17 protein-coding genes are annotated in these 19157 nt (G+C 65.7%); 12 read left to right on the forward strand and 5 right to left on the reverse strand.

Annotation, left to right across the window (positions count from 1 at the left end; genetic code table 11):
• Positions 1-95: 95 nt before the first annotated feature.
• Together FJ527_RS28335 and FJ527_RS28340 are read left to right on the forward strand one after the other, a co-directional pair.
• Entirely contained in the window at positions 96-1694 is a 1599-nt protein-coding gene (locus FJ527_RS28335) for an FAD-dependent oxidoreductase (RefSeq protein WP_246677830.1), read from the forward strand.
• Positions 1695-1764: 70 nt separating this feature from the next.
• Positions 1765-2073: a UBP-type zinc finger domain-containing protein gene (locus FJ527_RS28340; RefSeq protein ID WP_015314705.1), complete on the forward strand. Its 309-nt coding sequence runs from the start codon at positions 1765-1767 to the stop codon at positions 2071-2073.
• Between the two features lie 39 nt (positions 2074-2112).
• Here FJ527_RS28340 and FJ527_RS28345 read toward each other — a convergent pair whose 3' ends face one another.
• Both FJ527_RS28345 and FJ527_RS28350 read right to left on the reverse strand, forming a co-directional pair.
• Positions 2113-2289 (reverse strand): hypothetical protein, encoded by a 177-nt coding sequence (locus FJ527_RS28345; RefSeq protein ID WP_023772044.1) that lies wholly within the window; start codon positions 2287-2289, stop codon positions 2113-2115.
• 99 nt (positions 2290-2388) lie between these two features.
• Positions 2389-4392, reverse strand: a complete 2004-nt coding sequence (locus tag FJ527_RS28350; protein WP_181166523.1) for a BTAD domain-containing putative transcriptional regulator — start codon at positions 4390-4392, stop codon at positions 2389-2391.
• Positions 4393-4588: 196 nt separating this feature from the next.
• Here FJ527_RS28350 and FJ527_RS28355 point away from each other — a divergent pair, with 196 nt between their 5' ends.
• From FJ527_RS28355 to FJ527_RS28365, 3 genes are read left to right on the forward strand one after another with little or no spacing between them, the layout of a single operon-like run.
• A complete protein-coding gene (locus FJ527_RS28355) occupies positions 4589-5674 on the forward strand; it encodes a pyridoxal-phosphate dependent enzyme (RefSeq protein ID WP_140824608.1) in 1086 nt (361 codons plus the stop codon).
• A 13-nt stretch (positions 5675-5687) separates the two neighbouring features.
• Complete coding sequence (locus FJ527_RS28360) at positions 5688-7175, forward strand: aspartate aminotransferase family protein (RefSeq protein ID WP_140824609.1); 1488 nt, start codon at positions 5688-5690, stop codon at positions 7173-7175.
• A gap of 49 nt (positions 7176-7224) precedes the next feature.
• Positions 7225-7581 (forward strand): hypothetical protein, encoded by a 357-nt coding sequence (locus FJ527_RS28365; protein ID WP_140824610.1) that lies wholly within the window; start codon positions 7225-7227, stop codon positions 7579-7581.
• 32 nt (positions 7582-7613) lie between these two features.
• On the opposite strand, the gene FJ527_RS28370 is transcribed toward FJ527_RS28365, so the two are convergent.
• Complete coding sequence (locus FJ527_RS28370; RefSeq protein ID WP_140824611.1) at positions 7614-9134, reverse strand: winged helix-turn-helix domain-containing tetratricopeptide repeat protein; 1521 nt, start codon at positions 9132-9134, stop codon at positions 7614-7616.
• Between the two features lie 235 nt (positions 9135-9369).
• On the opposite strand from FJ527_RS28370, the gene FJ527_RS28375 reads away from it, so the two are divergent.
• The 6 genes from FJ527_RS28375 to FJ527_RS28400 all read left to right on the forward strand — a co-directional run bounded on the left by FJ527_RS28375 (position 9370) and on the right by FJ527_RS28400 (position 16244).
• Complete coding sequence (locus FJ527_RS28375; protein WP_140824612.1) at positions 9370-9606, forward strand: DUF1127 domain-containing protein; 237 nt, start codon at positions 9370-9372, stop codon at positions 9604-9606.
• A 117-nt stretch (positions 9607-9723) separates the two neighbouring features.
• The gene (locus tag FJ527_RS28380) at positions 9724-10095 is read left to right on the forward strand and encodes a hypothetical protein (RefSeq protein ID WP_140824613.1); all 372 of its coding nucleotides are present in this window, start codon (positions 9724-9726) and stop codon (positions 10093-10095) included.
• A gap of 171 nt (positions 10096-10266) precedes the next feature.
• Positions 10267-10893, forward strand: a complete 627-nt coding sequence (locus FJ527_RS28385; protein WP_140824614.1) for a CDGSH iron-sulfur domain-containing protein — start codon at positions 10267-10269, stop codon at positions 10891-10893.
• A gap of 190 nt (positions 10894-11083) precedes the next feature.
• Complete coding sequence (locus FJ527_RS28390) at positions 11084-13126, forward strand: hydantoinase/oxoprolinase family protein (RefSeq protein WP_140619815.1); 2043 nt, start codon at positions 11084-11086, stop codon at positions 13124-13126.
• 136 nt (positions 13127-13262) lie between these two features.
• Complete coding sequence (locus tag FJ527_RS28395) at positions 13263-15446, forward strand: malate synthase G (RefSeq protein WP_140824615.1); 2184 nt, start codon at positions 13263-13265, stop codon at positions 15444-15446.
• A gap of 177 nt (positions 15447-15623) precedes the next feature.
• Positions 15624-16244 (forward strand): class I SAM-dependent methyltransferase, encoded by a 621-nt coding sequence (locus tag FJ527_RS28400; RefSeq protein ID WP_140824616.1) that lies wholly within the window; start codon positions 15624-15626, stop codon positions 16242-16244.
• 25 nt (positions 16245-16269) lie between these two features.
• Here the strand turns inward: FJ527_RS28400 and FJ527_RS28405 are convergent, their stop codons facing one another.
• Entirely contained in the window at positions 16270-17802 is a 1533-nt protein-coding gene (locus tag FJ527_RS28405; RefSeq protein WP_140824617.1) for a YifB family Mg chelatase-like AAA ATPase, read from the reverse strand.
• Between the two features lie 112 nt (positions 17803-17914).
• Here FJ527_RS28405 and FJ527_RS29885 point away from each other — a divergent pair, with 112 nt between their 5' ends.
• A complete protein-coding gene (locus tag FJ527_RS29885; protein ID WP_280739566.1) occupies positions 17915-18046 on the forward strand; it encodes a hypothetical protein in 132 nt (43 codons plus the stop codon).
• 114 nt (positions 18047-18160) lie between these two features.
• Here the strand turns inward: FJ527_RS29885 and gshB are convergent, their stop codons facing one another.
• Positions 18161-19102: a glutathione synthase gene (gshB, locus tag FJ527_RS28415; protein WP_140711959.1), complete on the reverse strand. Its 942-nt coding sequence runs from the start codon at positions 19100-19102 to the stop codon at positions 18161-18163.
• Positions 19103-19157: the final 55 nt, after the last annotated feature.

Consider the following 19157-nt stretch of genomic DNA (forward strand, 5'->3'; position numbering starts at 1 on the left):
CGATCGAGCCTGAAGAATGCGGCAACTACTTCGCGAATGCTGGATACGCTGCCATCAAAACATGAAAGACTCTAGCCGAGGCGGACATCGAGCGCATGCGCCGGTTCGGTGAGGCCAGCGCCTATGCCGCCGGCGAGCACATTTTCGAGGCCGGCGATGTGTCCCCGGGGCTGATCGTTGTCCTGTCGGGCAAGGTCGATATCACCCAGGACGGCAAATTTGGCCGACGCGAGACGATCGTCACGCATGGCCCGGGCAGCTTCGCCGGCGAGCTGGCGCAGCTTTCGGCCCGTCCGTCGCTGGTCAATGCGCAGGCGGCCGAGCCGGTCGAGGCGTTCGTCATCCCGTCGCAGCGACTGCGCGACCTGATGGTGCAGGAGGCCAATCTCGGCGAGCGCATCATGCGGGCGCTGATCCTGCGCCGCGTCGGGCTGCTCGAGAGTGGCACGATCGGTCCCATCATCGTCGGACCTGCCGACAATGGCGACGTCCTTCGCCTGCAAGGCTTTCTCGCCCGCAGCGGCCAGCCCCACCGCGTGCTCGATTCCAAAACCGATCCTTGCGCGAAGACGCTGTTCGAGCACTTCCAGGTCGATCCCCACCACCTGCCGGTCGTGCTGTGCCCGAATGGCAGGCTGCTGCTCAATCCGGCGGAGAAAGACCTCGCCCGCTGCATCGGCCTGCTGCGGCCGGTCGACGCCAGCAAGGTCTATGACGTCGCCATCGTCGGCGCCGGACCGGCCGGTCTGGCGGCGTCGGTCTACGCGGCCTCGGAAGGGCTGTCGACGATTGTGCTCGATTGCCGTGCCTTCGGCGGCCAGGCCGGCGCCTCCGCTCGCATCGAGAACTATCTCGGCTTCCCCACCGGCATTACCGGCATGGCGCTGATGGCGCGCGCCTACAACCAGGCGCAGAAATTCGGCGTCGAGATGGTCATCCCCGACGAGGTGAAGCTGCTCGGTGCCGCCACCGACGGTGCGCGCTACCAGCTCGCGGTCGGCGACGGCGAGACGGTGCGCACGCGCTCGGTGGTCATCGCCAGCGGCGCGCGCTATCGCCGCCTCGATGTCGCCAATCTCGCCGAGTTCGAGGGCACATCAGTGCATTATTGGGCCTCGCCCATCGAAGCACGGCTTTGCGGCGGCCAGGAAGTGGCGCTGGTCGGCGCCGGCAATTCGGCCGGCCAGGCGGCCGTCTACCTGGCCAGCCAGGTCAGGAAAGTAGCGCTGCTGGCGCGTGGCGGCAGCCTCGAGGCCTCGATGTCGCGTTACCTCGTCGAGCGCATCAGGGCGCAGCCGAACATCGAGGTGCTGACCGGCGCCGAAATCGAGGCGCTGGACGGCGAGGCAGGCAATCTCGCCACGGTACGCTGGCGCGACCGCTCGAGCGGCGCCTCGACGACGCGGCCGATCCGCCATCTCTTCCTGTTCATCGGCGCCGACCCGAACACCGATTGGCTCGCCCAATCCGACGTGGCGCTGGATGCCAGGGGTTTCATCCGCACCGGATCGGACATAGCATGGGCCCATGGCGTGATGGAGACCAGCCGCAGCGGCGTGTTCGCCATCGGCGACGTGCGCTCCGGCTCGGTCAAACGCGTCGCGGCGGCTGTCGGCGAGGGCGCCCAGGTGGTGGCGGCGCTGCATGCATTTCTTGCGCGGGACGGCAGCCAGGCCGGCGCGCCTCAAGTATGATCCCGAAAAGTGGGAAACCGGTTTTCGGAAAAGATCATGCTTCGAACGAGAGATAGGTCGGGAGAGTGTGATGGCGGATGAATGCAAGCACGCCGCTGGGATCAAGGACGTGACGCCGAGCGCGCTCGGCTGCGAGGAGTGCCTGAAGAGCGGCTCGTGGTGGGTGCATCTGCGGCTCTGCCGCACCTGCGGTCATGTGGGCTGCTGCGACGACTCCCCCAACCGCCACGCCACCAAGCATTTTCACGCCACCAGCCATCCCGTCATAGAGGGTTACGACCCGCCGGAAGGCTGGGGCTGGTGCTACGTCGACGAGGTTTTTCTGGACCTCGGCGACCGCACCACCCCGCAGAACGGCCCGATCCCGCGCTTCTATTGAATGCTGCGAAGAGCAGGGGGAAAGCGGGTTCGGCCTGATTTATCGCACCGAGCCCGTAACAGTTCGGTCGACATCCGGAACGGACTTGCGATCGTTGCCGGCAAGGGCAGCGATGAGCAGCAGGCTGGCCACGACCGGAACGAACAGCACGGCGATGCGGGCCTGTACATGAAGGATGGCGCGCCATTCGCTGCGTTTGTCGGGGCTGTCGCTCATCATACTCACTTTGCCATGGACCCCCCGCGAGGTCACATAGCCGTGAACGGTTAAGCAACTCCTTCCGACTTCGTTAACGCAGGTGTTCAAGCACGAAATTCAGCCGAGCCCGATCCGCCTGGCACCTTGCCGAAACAACGCCTCGGCATCGGGCTCGAAGCGGAAAGTGGCGATGAAATCGTCGGCGCGGTAGTCCGGCAACGTCTTGCGGATGGCGGCGGCAAAGCCGCGCGCCTCTTCGAGCCGCCCCGCCAGTGCCAGGCAATGTGCCGCGATCGCCAGGATGATGGCGTGCGCGTTCGGCCGGGCGGCTGCCTTCAGCGCCCATCCGGCCGCCTCCTCGAACTGGCCGAGCCGGACGTGCGCCATGGCCCGCGCCCCCAGCATGCCGAACAGCAGCGGATCGAAAGGGCTGAGATGGCGCGAATGGTCGGAGGAGCCGATCGCCGCCCGCGGGTCGCCCGACTGCGAATGGACGAAGGACAGCGCATAATGGCCGAGCGCGAAATTGGGGCTGAGTTTGACCGCCTGTTCCAGTTCGCCGAGCGAGCCGTCCTGTTCGCCGCGCAGCCACAGCGCTCGCCCCATCGCCCAGTGCGCGGCCGGATTGTGGTCATCAACCAGCAAGCTCTGCCCGGCACTCTCGAACGCCAGCGCGCTTTCGCGATCGCGGTCGCCCCAGCGCTGGAAGGCGTTCTGCCAATGGGTGAAGGACAGGCCGGCATGGGCGCGGGCGAAGGTCGGATCAAGCCGCAGGGCGCTGGCAAAGAAGTGCCGTGCCGTTTCGTTCTCGGCCTGCGTGAAACGGTACATGTGCCAGAGGCCACGGTGGTAGGCCTCCCAGGCATTGAGCGAGTTGGGAGCCTTGAGCAGGGCGCGGTTGCGTTCGACCGTCTCGATCTCGGACGAGATCGACGACACGATGCTGTCGCCGATCTCGTCGAGCACGGTGAAGATATCGTCCGACCGCCGCTCGAAGGTTTCGGCCCAGACGATCCTGGCCGTGCGCACCTCGATCAGCTCGACGTTGACGACCAGCCTGCCGGCCGGGTTGCGCACCGCGCCGGTGGCAACATAGTCGACATTCAGCCGGCGGCCCGCCTCCTCGGGCGCGATGGCTTCCTCGGCCAACGCAAACACCGACCCGCGCGCGATGACGAAGAAATCGCGAAGCTTGGCCAGCCGGGTGATGATGTCGTGTGTGAAACCGTCGGCCGGTCCGCCGCGCGCCTCTCCGGCAAACGGCATCACCGCCAGCGAAGCGTGGCTCGGCTCGGCGGTCTCGGCCACGGTCGGCCCGGCCACCGGCTGCGATACCATGGACAAGCCGGCCGGCCGCCGCTCGCGGATCGTTTGCCAGGCCGCGCGCAGCGGCGCGAAATCCAGCTCTTCCGACCCGAACAGCTGCTCGGCCGCCGCCAGATGTTGCTCAGCCGCGCCGACGGCGCCACGCCGCGCCAGACCGGCCAGCAGCGCCCGGTGCGCGCGCTCCTCGAACGGCGACAGTTCCAGCCATCTGTCGAGATGAGCGACCGCTTCGTCGCAATCCGCCGGCAGGGTTTCGACGAGTCTTTCCAGCACGGCCACGTGCCAGGCACCGAAGCGACGGCGTTGTGCCGTCAGCCAGCTGTTGAAAAGCGGGGTCCGCTCGAGCTCCAGGCCGTCAAGGAACTCGCCGGCGAACAATTTCGCCAGCGCCCGCAGGCGCTCGACACCAAGCGTTGCGATGCCTTCGAAGCCGGCGCGGCTGACCTCCAGCGCATCGACAGGGCAATCCTCGAGATCGAGCGCCACCGTATCGCCTTGTGTGACGACCCGACCCCGTTCCGGCCCGTCCAGAGCGGTGCGCAACTTACTCAGGCACCAGCGCAGCTCGCCACGCGGATCGTTGGGCAGATCCCACAAAAGCTCGCACAGGCGGGAGCGGCCGACGGGGTGCGGCGCCAGCGCCAGATACCCCAACAGCGCCCGCAGCTTGCGCGAGCCCGGCAGGGTGGCTGGCACTTGGTCGCGCGTGATCGCCAGCGTTCCGAGCAGGCGCACGGACGGGGCCGTTGCCCTGCCGTCCCGCCTCGCCTGTGCGGTTTCCACGTCCGTTTCCACGCCTGTTCCCACGTTGGCCTGTCGGCCCTTACTCTATCACAGACCCGACACGGCGCATCCGGTGGCGATGCTTTCGCGCCCGATGTCACCTTTGCCGTCTGAGCGGCACGTCATATCGCGGCAAGGTGTCGAAACCTCGCCGCCCAGGCCGCCGGTTTGTAACCGGCCCGTGAGAACACGATCGAGGAGATCGACGATGTTGAACAAACAACAAATCAGAACCACCGAGGGGCGCGGCCGATTGTTCGACAGCATCCTGGACACCGTCGGCGACACGCCGGTGGTGCGCGTCAACAATCTGGGTCCGGCCCATGCGACCATCTACGTCAAGGCCGAGTTCTTCAACCCGGGCGCCTCGGTGAAGGATCGGCTGGCGCTCAACATCATCGAAGAGGGCGAACGCAGCGGCGCGCTGAAGCCCGGCCAGACCGTAGTCGAGGCGACCAGCGGCAACACCGGCATCGGGCTTGCCATGGTCTGCGCGCAGAAAGGCTATCCGCTGGTCGTCACCATGGCCGACAGCTTTTCCGTCGAGCGCCGCAAGCTGATGCGCATGCTGGGCGCCAAGGTGGTGCTGACGCCACGCGCCGAAAAAGGTTTTGGCATGTACAAGAAGGCGGTCGAACTGGCCGAGGCCAATGGCTGGTTCCTTGCCCGCCAGTTCGAGACGGCCGCCAATGCCGCCATCCACGAGTCGACGACCGCGCGCGAAATCATAAACGACTTCGCCGGCTCGCGGCTCGACTGCTTTGTCACCGGCTATGGCACCGGCGGCACGGTCGTCGGCGTGGCGCGGGTCTTGCGCCGCGAACGGCCCGACACCCGCATCGTGCTCTCGGAACCGGCCAACGCGCAACTGGTCGGCAGCGGCAAGGCGCAGCAGCGCGGTGCCGATGGCGCGCCAGCCGCCAGCCACCCGGCCTTCGAGCCGCATCTCGTCCAGGGCTGGACGCCGGACTTCATCCCCAACGTGCTGCAGGAGGCGATCGACGCCAGCCTCTATGACGAGGTGATGCCGATCGCCGGTCCGGAGGGCATCAAATGGGCGCGGGCGCTGGCGCGGAAGGAAGGCATCTTCACCGGCATTTCCGGCGGCGCCACCTTCGCCGTCGCGCGCCAGGTCGCCGAGAAGGCGGCGACCGGATCGGTGATCCTGTGCATGCTGCCCGACACGGGCGAGCGCTACATGTCGACGCCGCTGTTCGACGGCGTCGAGGCTGAAATGGATGCCGACGAGCTGGCGCTATCGTGCTCGACGCCCGGCTGCCAATTCCCGGCTTGATAGGGAGATCGCCATGGACGTCGCGCGGGAATCTCCTGGCATGGTGGCCGAGGAAACGCTTGATCCGCCTGACTGGGCCGATGTGCAGGCCCTGTCGCGCCGGGTCGTCGATGAAGCCGTCAACTATCTGCGCGACGTGCGAGACCGTCCGGTCTGGCGGGAAATGCCGGCAGATGTGAGAGGCATGTTCCGTGCGCCCCTGCCGCGCTCGCCGACGTCGCTTGCCGCCGTTTATGGCGAGGTCTCCCGCACCGTGATGTCCTATCCGATGGGCAACATCCATCCACGGTTCTGGTCGTGGTATATGGGGTCCAGCAACTTCACCGGCGCGCTCGGCGATTTCCTCGCGGCGATACAGGGCTCCAACCTCGGTGGCGGCAACCATGCCGCCGGACTGATGGACGGCCAGGTGGTGAACTGGTGCAAGCAGATGCTGGGCTTTCCGGACTCGGCCTCCGGCACGCTGGTCAGCGGCGGCTCGATGGCCAACATCATCGGGCTGACGGTGGCGCGCAACGTCAAGGCCGGCGTCGACGTGCGCGAGCACGGCGTTTCAGCTATCGAGAAGCCGCTGCGCTTCTATGGCTCGGATCAGATCCACGCCTGCCACCGCAAGGCCATGGAGGCACTTGGCCTCGGCAATCGGGCGCTGCGCCGCATCCCGACAGATGCCGGGCTGCGGATCGACATCGACGCGTTGCGCGCGGCGATCGTCGAGGACCGGGCAGCCGGCTTCAAACCGGCCTGCGTCGTCGGCAATGCCGGCACGGTCAACACTGGGGCGATCGACGACCTGCGGGCGCTTGCCAAACTCGCTCACGAGGAAGGCCTCTGGTTCCATGTCGATGGCTGCATCGGCGCGCTGATCGCCATCGCCCCGCAAAACGCCCACCGCGTCGCCGGCATCGAATGGGCCGATTCGGTCGCGCTCGATCCCCACAAATGGCTGCATTCGCCCTTCGAGGTCGGCTGTGCCCTGGTCAGGGACGCCGCCGCGCACCGCCGGACCTTCGCGGTGACGCCGGAATATCTGGAATCGACGCCGCGCGGCCTCGCTTCCGGCGAATGGTTGCACGATTATGGTCTGCAGACGTCGCGCGGCTTTCGTGCCTTGAAAGTGTGGATGGCACTGAAGGAACATGGCGTCGAAAAATTCGGCCGCCTGATCGACCAGAACATCGCGCAGGTCTCCTATCTGGCCGGGCTGATCGAGGCCGAGCCTTCGCTGGAGCTTGCGGCGGCGCCGACCATCAACATCGTCTGCTTCCGCTATCAGCCCGGTTTGGCGGGCGAAGCGCTGAAGGCGCTCAACACCGAGATCATGTTGCGGCTGCAGGAGCAAGGCATCGCTGCACTCTCCGACACCACCGTGCATGGCGAGCACTGGTTGCGTGTGGCGATCACCAATCATCGCACCCGACGCGACGATCTCGATCTGCTGATCCATGAAGTGGTGAGGCTGGGACGTGAGATCACCGCGCAGGGCCACGTGTCTTCCTAGTTCCCGGCCGCCGTGCGAACCTGCCCGCGGTGATTCGGGGAGGTCGGCGGTGACGCTGTTTCGCATGCTTGCGGTGGCGGCACTGGTCCTGGCCAATTCGGCCGAGGCCGCCGACATGGCCTTTTTCGTCAAGAACCTGCGCAAGGAGGGGGTCGCGGTCGAGCTGTTCAGCCGCGATCGCGAGACCGTCTGGCCGGGCAACGACAAGGTGTTTCTTGTCGATCCGGGCTCGCAGAAATCAGTGCCGATCTCCTGCAATCAGGGCGAACGCATCTGCTATGGCGCCTGGGCCGATGGCAACGACAAGATTTCCGCCGGCGTCGGGCCAGACAACGACCAGCCTTGCGATACCTGCTGCTTCATCTGCGTGGAGCACACGACCGAAACCATCGACCTGGTGCCGTAGTGGCGCTTCGGTGCAGGAGCCACCCCGGCGCGTCAGTCGGGAAGGCCGGCCTTGCCAAAGCCATCGACGAAGTGCTCGCGCGTCGCGTCGTCGCGGAAGGGCTCCGTCCAGACCCAATGGCGGGTCGTGAAATGCGGATTGCCGACGAGGAACAGTTCCACCTCCGTGCGCGCCTCCTCGAGCCGGCCAAGTTGCGCAAGGCTTGCCGCCAGGAAGCGGCGTGAGCTGGTGCGGTAGGTCTCGTCCCGGCGCAGCGTCTCGACGGCGCCTGCGTAGTCGCGCGCCGCATATTGCGCCTGGCCGAGCGTCAGATAGTACCAGCTCGGTGGAAACGGGTTCAGCCGGAACGCCTTGCGGATTTGCTCCAGGGCCTCCTCGACCCGCCCGGCCAGGGTCGTTATGTCGGACAATGTCGCCCAGGCATCGGCCTCGTTCGGGTCGAGTTCGAACGCCCTGGCGAATTCGGCCTCCGACTCGGCGAACTCATGCTCATAGGCAAGCAAATTGCCGAGCACCCAGTGGCACCCGGCATCGTTGGGATCGATCGCGACCGCCCTGCGCGCCAGCTCCAGGGCAATGCGGCGGTTAGGGTCGATAGGCTCGCCCCAATGCACCCATCCCATCCAGTGGTTCATGGCAAGCCAGCGATAGGCCTCGGCGTAGTGGGGATCGAGCGCAACCGCGCGCGTCAGCATCAGATGCGCTTCCCGTGCGGTCTGCGGCGAATCATCGATCAGCTTGCGCGCCCGCACGCACAGGTCGTAGGCGTCGAGATTGGCGGGCCGGTTGCGTGGCGGCGGTGCGCGCAGCCGGCCGAGCAGCGCCTCCACGATCTTGGCGGTCACCTCGTCCTGGACGGCAAAGATATCGTCCAGGCCGCGGTCGAAGCGTTCCGCCCATAGATGGTCGCCGCTGGCCGCGTCGACCAGCTGCGCGTTGATGCGCACCCGCCCCGCATCGCGCCGCGCGCTGCCCTCCAGCAGATAACGAACGCCGAGTTCCCTGGCGATCTCGCGCACGTCCATTGCCTTTCCCTTGTAGGCAAAAGTCGAATTGCGCGCGATGACGAACAGGCCGGAGATCCTGGACAGGTCGGTGATCAGGTCTTCGGTCAAGCCGTCGCAGAAAGAGTCCTGCCCGGCATCGTTGCTGAAATTGACGAAGGGCAGCACCGCTATCGAAGGCTTGTCCGGCAGCGGCAAGGGTTTCGGCTTGGCGCCGGCGAGCTGTTCGACGGCCCCCGTGAAACGATAGCCGACGCGCGGAACGGTCGTGATCCATTCCCCGCCCCCTTCACCCACAATGCCGGGCGGGCCGAGCAGCTTGCGCAGCTGCGCGATCTGGACGGTGAGGTTGCCTTCCTCGACGGCCGTGCCCGGCCACGCCGCGTCCATCAGTTCGGCTTTTCCCAGGATTTCGCCGGGTTTTGCGACGAGCGCCGCAAGCAGCTTCAGCCCGCGATAGCCAACGGCAACGGGATCGTCGTTCCGAAGCAGCGTTCCCGCACCCGGATCAAGCACGAACGGACCAAAGGCGAAGCGCTCTCCCTGCATTGGCGCATCTATAGACAATTCCGGGAAAAGTGCGAAGCGGTTTCGCCAGGAAACGCGGGGCTAGCCCTCCCGAGAGTGGCGTCAAAACAAACAGTTAGCGCAAGTTTGGAACTTTTGAGAACTATTTGGGAGGGCTTAATTACGGCGCCGCTCGTATCCTGCAGAATTCAATCTCTTTCCGGGTGAGGTCCACGGTTCCCAACGGTGTGGGCCGCCAAACCCAATGGAGGTTGCCATGAACAATACAATCGCATCGGTCCAGCATCGGGCAGTGCGGCCGGGTGTGCCCGTCCAACGATCGTCGCATCCGCGCTCCCTGCGAAGCCTATTGGCAAGCTGGCGCGAGCGGACACGCTTTCGCTGGGACCTCAAACGAATGTCCGAGGTCAGTCCGCATCTGATCGACGATATTGGCCTGACGCAATTGCAGGCCAAGGCTGAGATCGCCAAGCTGCCATTCTGGCAGCGCTAAGGCGAAATGCCGCGACGATCTGGAAACAATCGCCGGCATCATCCCTTTAGCGGCGGGCCGTGTCGTGCCATGATCCCCTATCGGCCGTGGGGGCCGATTCTACATCGGGGGTTTTCCATGTCGTTCACATTCGCGCGCCGGCTCGCCGCCGCGTTTTCGCTTGCCGTCCTGTCTGCATCGGCCGCCCAGGCCGGCGACGTCACCTTCGCTGTCAAGAACAGCCATCCCAACGCCATGCGTCTGGAACTCTATAGCCAGGACCGCGACTATGTCTGGCCTGGCAGTGGCAAGGATTTTTATCTCGACGACGGCGAGACCAAGCAGCTGCCGATTTCCTGCAACGAAGGCGAATCGATCTGCTACGGCGCCTGGGTCGATGGCGATGAGGGCACCTATTGGGGCGTCGGCCCCGGCAACAAGGAAAAATGCGAGGATTGCTGCTACACCTGTAGCGGCGGCGAAACCGAGGAGATCGATCTGGTCCCCTGACCGGTTGCCGGCTTGACGGTTTTCCTGTTCGAGCCATAGCTTGGCCATGCATGCCGCCCAAAATCGGTTCCGGTTTCGGCGCGACGACATGCACCGAAACAAGACCATCCCAAGGGCACGCCGCGCCTGTGCATTCAGGCGCGGCGTACTCCAGGCAACAGGAGCACCGCGATGGCCGGCACGGTCGAGGGCGAAAAAATCGACGTCGGGTTTTCCGGCAAGCGCTGCATCCATTCGCGCAATTGCGTGCTCGGCGACCCGCATGTCTTCGTGCCCAACGCGCCGGGCCAGTGGATCCATCCCGAGGCGGCCAGCGTCGAGAAGATCGTCGCACTGGCCGAGAACTGCCCCTCGGGCGCGATCACCTATGCGCGCAAGGATGGCGGCCCGCCGGAAAAGCCGCCCGTGGTCAACACCGTGCGGCTGCGCGAAAACGGCCCGCTGGCGGTGCATGCCGAGATCGTGCTTGGCGCCGAGACGTTTTTCCGCGCCACGCTTTGCCGCTGCGGCGCCTCCCAGAACAAGCCGTTCTGCGACAACAGCCATATCAAGGCGGGCTTTGCCGCCACCGGAGAACCGGCGCTGAAGGACACGCCGGCGCTGGAGGTCCGCGACGGACCGCTGCAGGCGACGCCGACCACGAACGGCCCGCTCAAGCTCGAAGGCAATGTCGAGATCGTCACCGGCACCGGCCACACGATCGACCGCACCACAAAGGTCTTCCTGTGCCGCTGCGGCCACTCGGCCAACAAGCCGTTCTGCGATGGCAGCCACAAGAGGGTTGGGTTCGTGGGATAGGTGGGTAGCCAATCTCCCCTCGTGGGGAAGATGTCCGGCAGGACAGAGGGGGGCGCCTCACACCAACCTTTCAATAAGGTCTCCATCGCGGCAGTGCCGCGTCCCTTGGCCCATCTCTCCCGGCTTTATCCGCAAGCCGGTATCGGCTAAGGGCAGGCAACCAAACAATCTGCCCGGACTTTCGCCCAAAATGACCGCCAAGACCAAGTCTGCCCCTCTCTTCCTCGGCATCGACACCGGCGGCACCTACACCGATGCCGTGTTGTGGTCCGAGACCGAAGGTCCGCGGGAGGGGCCGAACAAGGGCAAGGTGCTGGCCAAGGCCAAGGCGCTGACCACGCGGCATGATCTGGCCGTCGGCATTTCGGGCGCCGTCGATGCTGTGCTGGAAAAGGCGGGCACCAATCCGGCCGATATCAAACTGGTCTCGATGTCGACGACGCTCGCCACCAATGCGCTGGTCGAGGGCCAGGGCGGCCGCGTGGCTCTGGTCATGATCGGCTTTTCCGAGGCCGATCTTGCCCGCGACGGTTTGAAGACGGCGCTCGGCACCGACCCGGTGGTGTTTTGCGCGGGCGGCCATGATGTGCATGGCAATGCCGCCAAGCTCGACCTGTCCGGGCTGGAGGCGATGCTGCCGGAACTCGGCGTGTCGGTGTCCGGCTTTGCCGTCTGTGCCTATTTCGCCACCCGCAATCCGGCGCACGAGATCGCCGCCCGCGAGCTGATCCGCGACAGGACCGGCCTCCCGGTTACGGCGAGCCATGAGCTGTCGGCCAAGCTCGGCGGTCCGCGCCGGGCGCTCACCACGCTGCTCAATGCCAGGCTGATCTCGATGATCGACCGGCTGGTGGCGGCGACCGAGGGGTTCCTTCAGGCCCGCAACATCGCCGCTCCGTTGATGGTGGTGCGCGGCGATGGCGCGCTGGTTTCGGCGGCGTTTGCCCGCCAGCGGCCGATCGAGACGATCCTCTCCGGCCCCGCCGCCAGCCTGGTCGGCGCCCGCCACATGACCGGGCTCGACAACGCGGTGGTCTCCGACATTGGCGGCACCACCACCGACGTGGCGGTCCTCGACGGCGGCCGGCCGCGGCTCGATCCGGAAGGCGCCACCGTCGGTGGTTTCCGAACCATGGTCGAGGCGGTCGCCATGCGCACTTTCGGCCTCGGCGGCGATTCCGAAGTGATGCTGGAGGATGGAGCGCTCAATCCGAAAATCCTGCTCGGGCCGCGCCGCCTGGTGCCGCTGGCGCTGTCCGGCATGGCGCATGGCGAGGCGGTGACGGCGGAACTCGAACGCCAGTTGCGCGCGCCCAACACAGGCCGCATGGATGGCCGCTTCGCGGTCCGCACCGGCGTGCCTGACAGGCTCGCCGCGGGGCTGACCGCCCCCGAGGCAAAGCTCTACGAAGCGATCGGCGCGACGCCGCTTGCCCTCGACAGGCTGCTGACCTCGAATGCCCAGAATGCCACGCTGAACCGGCTGGTCTCGCGCGGGCTGGTGCATATCTCGGGCTTCACCCCGTCGGACGCCGCGCACGTGCTTGGCAAACAGGCGAACTGGGATGCCGCCGCCGCCCGCCTTGGCGCCGAACTGTTCGCCCGCAGGCGCGACGGCCGTGGCCAGGCCATCGCGGCCTCCCCGGAAGCGATCTCTGAACGGGTGCTCTTGACCCTGACGCGCTGGTCGGCCGAATACATCCTGGAGACAGCCTTTGCCGAGGACGGGCTCGACGGCGCGGCGACGGTGGCGCACGCGCTGGTGCAGCGCGCCGTCGACGCTCACCCCGGCATCGCCCGCCTCAGCGTCGCGCTCGACCGGCCGGTCATCGGGCTCGGCGCTTCGGCGCCGTTGCACTATGCCGGCCTGGCGCCCTTGGTGGGCAATGACTGCGTCGTGCCCCGGGATACCGACGTCGCCAACGCGCTCGGCGCCGTCGTCGGCCAGGTCAGGGTTTCGGCGGAGGCCCGCGTCAGCCAACCCAAGGAAGGCCTGTTCCGGCTTGCCTCGGGTGAGATGGTGCGCGATTTCCTCGACGAGGCGGCGGCGATCGCGGCCGCCGAGGCCGATGTGCGCGCCATTGTCGCCCAGCGGGCTCTTGATGCCGGCACCGACAGCGCCGAGATCGACGTGGCGACGGAGTTCCGGGTCTCGACTGTCGAAGCGCAGCGCATGTTCATCGAAGCGCATATCGTGGCGGTGGCCTCGGGCAGGCCGAGGATCGCGGTTTGAGGAAGAAGAGCCATCTCCGCCCTCCTCGGGGAGATTGGCCAACCGCCCAAAATGCCCCACCTACACCCTAAGCTGAATTGACCCTGCACCCCTGACATGCCAAACGCCCGCAAAGCCTTTCATCTGGAGTAGCCTGATGACCGATCGCATCGAGATCGCCGGATTGCGCATTGCCCGCGAGCTGCATGACTTCGTCGTCGACCAAGCTTTGCCCGGCCTCGACATCGAAGCGGCGCGTTTCTGGGACGGGTTCTCGGTCATCGTCCATGATCTGGCGCCCAGGAACCGGGCGCTGCTGGCAAAACGCGATGCCATGCAGGAAAAGCTCGATGGCTGGTATCGCGACAATGGCGCGCCCATCGACATGAACGCTTACAAGGCGTTCCTGAAGGAGATCGGTTATCTCGTGCCGGAAGGGCCGGCCTTCAGCGTCTCGACCGACAATGTCGACCCGGAAATCGCGGTCGTGGCCGGACCGCAGCTGGTGGTGCCGGTGATGAACGCGCGCTATGCGCTCAACGCCGCCAATGCACGCTGGGGCTCGCTCTATGACGCGCTCTATGGCACGGACGCCATCCCCGAAACGGATGGCGCTGAGAAGGGCAAGGGCTTCAACCCGGCGCGCGGCGCCAAGGTCATCGCCTGGGCCAAGGACTTTCTCGACCAGTCGGTGCCGCTCACCTCTGGCAAATGGGCAGGGGTCAACGGCCTGTCGATTGCCAACGCCGCCCTGAAGCTCAGCGCCGGCGCCGGCTCGACGACGCTGGCCGATCCCAGGCAATTCGTCGGCTATCGCGGCGACGCCGCCAATCCGCAAGCCGTGCTCCTGGTGAAAAACGGGCTGCATGTCGAGATCGTCATCGACCCCGACAATCAGATCGGCCGCACCGATCCGGCTGGCATTGCCGACGTCATCCTGGAATCGGCGCTGACCACCATCCAGGACTGCGAGGATTCGGTCGCGGCCGTGGATGCCGAGGACAAGGTCGTCGTCTACCGCAATTGGCTCGGCCTGATGAAGGGCGACCTCACCGAAGAAATCAGCAAGGGCGGCAAGAGTTTCGTCCGCAAGCTCAACCCCGACCGCGCCTACATCGCCCCTGCCGGCGGCACGGTGACCGTGCCTGGCCGCTCGTTGATGCTGGTGCGCAATGTCGGCCACCTGATGACCAATCCGGCCATCCTGGACCGCGACGGCAACGAGGTGCCGGAAGGCATCATGGACGCGGCGATGACGGCCCTGATCGCGCTGCACGATGTCGGGCCGAAGGGACGGCGGATGAACTCTCGCGCCGGCTCGATGTATGTCGTGAAACCCAAGATGCATGGCCCGGAGGAAGTCGCCTTCGCCGTCGAGATGTTCGATCGTGTCGAAGCCCTGCTCGGCATGGCCCGGAACACCATCAAGATGGGCATCATGGACGAGGAGCGGCGCACCACGATCAACCTCAAGGAAGCGATCCGCGCCGCGAGGGAGCGCGTGGTGTTCATCAACACCGGCTTCCTCGACCGCACCGGCGACGAGATCCACACCTCGATGGAAGCCGGCCCGATGATCCGCAAGGGTGACATGAAGCAGGCCGCCTGGATTTCCGCCTATGAGGCCTGGAACGTCGACACGGGCTTGGAATGCGGGCTCGCCGGCCACGCCCAGATCGGCAAGGGCATGTGGGCGATGCCCGACTTGATGGCCGCGATGCTGGCCGAGAAGATCGCCCACCCCAAGGCCGGCGCCAACACCGCCTGGGTGCCATCGCCAACGGCGGCGACGCTGCACGCCACGCACTATCACAAGGTCGATGTCCATGCGGTCCAGGCGGCGCTGAAGAGCCGGCCCAAGGCCAAGCTCGACGACATATTGTCGGTGCCGGTGGCCGTGCGGCCGAACTGGACGCCCGACGAGATCCAGCGCGAACTCGACAACAATGCCCAAGGCATTCTGGGCTATGTCGTGCGCTGGATCGACCAGGGCGTCGGCTGCTCCAAGGTTCCCGACATCAACGATGTCGGCCTGATGGAAGACCGCGCCACGCTGCGCATTTCCTCGCAGCACATCGCCAACTGGCTGCGCCACAAGGTCTGCTCGGAAATCCAGGTAATGGATTCCTTGCGGCGCATGGCGGCAATTGTCGATCTGCAAAATGTCGGCGACCCGCTCTACCGGCCGATGGCCGCCGACTTCGACGCTTCCATCGCCTTCCAGGCCGCCTGCGACCTGGTGTTCAAGGGAACAAGCCAGCCCAACGGCTACACCGAGCCTGTGCTGCACAAGCGCAGGCTGGAGTTGAAGGCCCGTCAAGGTAGGGCGATGCCACGTTGAAAGGGTTTGGAGCGCCGACTGGATGTCGCCGGTCCGCGTAGTCGGCCATCGAGCGGCGAAGACGGCGGCGTCAGCCCCAGCGGCAATGTCGTGCCGAAGGCGGCAGGCTCTTATGGCTGGATACGGTTCCTTTGCTTTTTTCAGTTAGTGCTGGCTGGAAGGCTCGGGAGCATTGGCATGGCCAACACGATGGCGATCGAAAAGAAACTGTTGAATTCCGTCCATGACCGGGCGGTTTTCCAGCGCCGCGTGCGCATCCTGTCCGACCGGCTGGCCGACGAACTGGGCCCGGCCGGCACCGTTCTCGATCTCGGCTGCGGCGACGGCTCCATCGCCAAGGCGATCATGGAAAAAAAGCCGGGGCTGACGTTTCGCGGCATTGACGTGCTGATCAGGCCGCAAACCCATATCCCGGTAGAACTGTTCGATGGCAGCACCATTCCCGCCGCGAATGGCTCCTATGACTGGGTGACGATTGTCGATGTGCTGCATCATGCCGACCACCCGGGCCATCTCGTGCGCGAGGCGGCCCGGGTGGCGCGCAAGGGCGTTGTCATCAAGGATCACCTGCGCGAAGGCTTCGCGGCTTACCAGACGCTTCGTTTCATGGATTGGGTGGGCAACAAGGGGCACAATGTGCGCCTGCCTTACAACTATCTCTCGAAGACCGAGTGGGACACCATTTTTGCCGCCGCGGGCATCACACCCCGCACCTGGCGTGAGAAGCTGTCGCTCTATCCGTTCCCGGCCAGCGTGTTTTTCGACCGTCGCCTGCATTTCATCGCGACCTTGCGATAGCTAACCGGAGCTGCGCGGAACGCGGCTACGCCGCCTGCGCCATGCGCTCCGAATTCATGCGATAGGAAATCGCCTCGGCCAGATGGATGCGGCCGACACATTCGCTGGCGTCGAGGTCGGCGAGCGTGCGCGCCACTTTGAGCACCCGGTGGTAGGCCCGCGCCGAAAAGGCGAGTTTTTCGCTGGCATCCTTGAGCAGCGACAGGCCTGCGGCGTCGGGCATGGCGATCGTCTCGATGACGGCTGGAGAACAATGCGCGTTGGTGGTGGCGCTGTTGACGCCGAGCCGCTCGAAACGCTCGCGCTGGATGGTGCGGGCACGCGCCACCCGCAACGCCACGTCGGCGCTCTTCTCCGCCCGGTCCGGCCGAATCAGGTCGCTGGCCGAGACCGCCGGCACTTCGATCCTGAGATCGATGCGGTCGAGCAGCGGACCTGAAATGCGCGCCTGGTAATCGGTGCGGCAACGATCGCCGCGCAGGCAGCGATAACCCGGTTCGCCGGCCATGCCGCAGCGGCACGGGTTCATCGCCGCCACCAGCTGGATGCGGGCCGGATAGGTGACGCGATGGTTGGCCCGTGCGATCATGCAGTCGCCGGTTTCAAGCGGCTGGCGCAGCGCATCGAGCGTCTGCGGCGTGAATTCGGGGAACTCGTCGAGGAACAGCACGCCGTGATGGGCGAGCGAGACCTCGCCTGGCCGCGCGCGCAGGCCGCCGCCCACCATCGCCGCCATCGAGGCCGAATGGTGCGGGGCGCGGAATGGCCGCCGGTCGGTCAGCTTGCCTTCGCCGAGCTCGCCGGCCACCGAGGCGATCATCGAGACTTCGAGCAGTTCCTTCGGCGCCAGTGGCGGCAGGATCGACGGCAGGCGCTGCGCCAGCATCGATTTGCCTGAGCCTGGCGGACCGATCATGAGCAGATTGTGTCCGCCGGCGGCCGCCACTTCCAGCGCCCGCTTCGCCGTCTCCTGGCCCTTGATGTCGGCAAGGTCGGGCAGGTCGCGCGCCGCCGCGCGGATGCCGGCCTCCGGGCGCGACAGCACCTGTGTGCCGCGGAAATGATTGGCGATCGCAATCAGGCTGCGGGGCGCGAGAATGTCGAATTCCCGCCCCGCCCAGGCCGCTTCCGGCCCGCAAGCGAAGGGACAGATCAGCCCTTTGCCTTCGGCATTGGCGCCGATCGCCGCCGGCAAGGCACCGGCAACGGCGGTGATCGTACCGTCGAGCGACAGCTCGCCCAGCACGACATAGCCAGCCAGCATGTCGCCCGGAATGGCGCCAAGGGCTGCCATCAAGCCGAGCGCGATCGGCAGATCGTAGTGGCTGCCTTCCTTCGGCAGATCGGCGGGCGCCAGGTTGACGGTCACCTTCTTCGACGGCATCGACAGGCCCGACGCATGCAATGCCGCCTGCACCCGCTCGCGGCTTTCCGCCACCGCCTTGTCTGGCAGGCCGACGATATGCATGTTGACCTTGCCGGGCGCGATCATCACCTGCACGTCGACCGGCACCGCCTCGATGCCCTGGAAAGCGACCGTACGAACCCGCGCCACCATTGTCTGCCCCCGATGCCGGCTCGCCCTTGCCCCTTAACGGGCCGCGAGCGACGTCAACGCAAGACAACCACAGATTTCAGCCCAGGGCAAGAACATTACAGGAACAAGTGAGGTGAGCGCATGGAGCGGCTACTGGCCGGTGCATTCCGAAAGCCGCCGCAACACGCCTAAGATCAAGCTGTTCCGGGATTGGGTCCTGGCCCAGACGGCTGACCTCAGGGAGCGCGAACAGCGCCGGCTTTGAGGCGCCACCCTTGATCAAATCGGGAACATTGGCGCAACCGGTAGCCGCCCAGGTTGCGCGCCGGTTGTGCCCGGCTGCAAAAGCGGAACATGGTTAACACAAACTGAAAACAAATTATGTCCGCTTCCCCTCCACCACGTCCCAGAACAGGCTGGCGATGTCGGCGCCGCCGAAGCGCTTGACCTCGCGCACGCCGGTCGGCGAGGTGACGTTGATCTCGGTCATGTAGTCGCCGATGACGTCGATGCCGACCAGGATGAAGCCGCGCTCTTTCAGCGACGGCCCGATGCGGGCACAGATTTCGCGCTCGCGTGTCGTCAACTCGGTCTTCTCGGCGCGGCCGCCGACATGCATGTTGGAGCGGGAGTCGTGCTCGGCCGGCACCCGGTTGATGGCGCCGACCGGCTCGCCGTCGATCAGAATGATGCGTTTGTCGCCCTTGCGCACATCCTTCAGGTAACGCTGCACGATATAGGGCTCGCGAAACATCTGGCCGAACATTTCGAGCAGCGAGGCGAGATTGCGGTCGGCTTCAAGCATGTGGAAGATGCCGGCGCCGCCATTGCCGTAGAGCGGCTTGACGATGATGTCGCCGAATTCCTTGCGGAAGGCGGCGACTTCGAGCGGATCCTTGGTGATCAGCGTGTCCGGCATCAGGTCCGGGAACTCGGTGACGAAAATCTTTTCCGGGCTGTTGCGCACCCAGGCCGGGTCGTTGACGACCAGCGTCTTTGGATGGATGCGCTCGAGGATGTGGGTCGTGGTGATATAGTTCATGTCGAAGGGCGGGTCCTGGCGCAGCAGGACGACGTCCATTTCGGACAAGTCGGTGCGCACCTTTTCGCCCAGCGAATAGTGGCTGCCCTTTTCGTCGCGCACCGTCATCTCCTCGACGCGGGCAAACACCTTGCCGTCGCGCATCGACAGCCGGTCGGGCGTGTAGTGGAACAGCTGGTGACCGCGCCGCTGCGCCTCCAGCGACAGGGCGAACGAGGTGTCGCCGGCGATCGACACGGTGGAGACATGGTCCATCTGGACGGCGATTTTCAACTTCATGGCAGGTCCCCAGCATAGTCGACGCAAGCGATATAAGCGTCGCGGCGCGTTCTGC

Origin of the sequence: Mesorhizobium sp. B2-4-18 (assembly GCF_006441385.1) — a bacterium.
Classification (GTDB): Bacteria; Pseudomonadota; Alphaproteobacteria; order Rhizobiales; family Rhizobiaceae; genus Mesorhizobium; species Mesorhizobium australicum.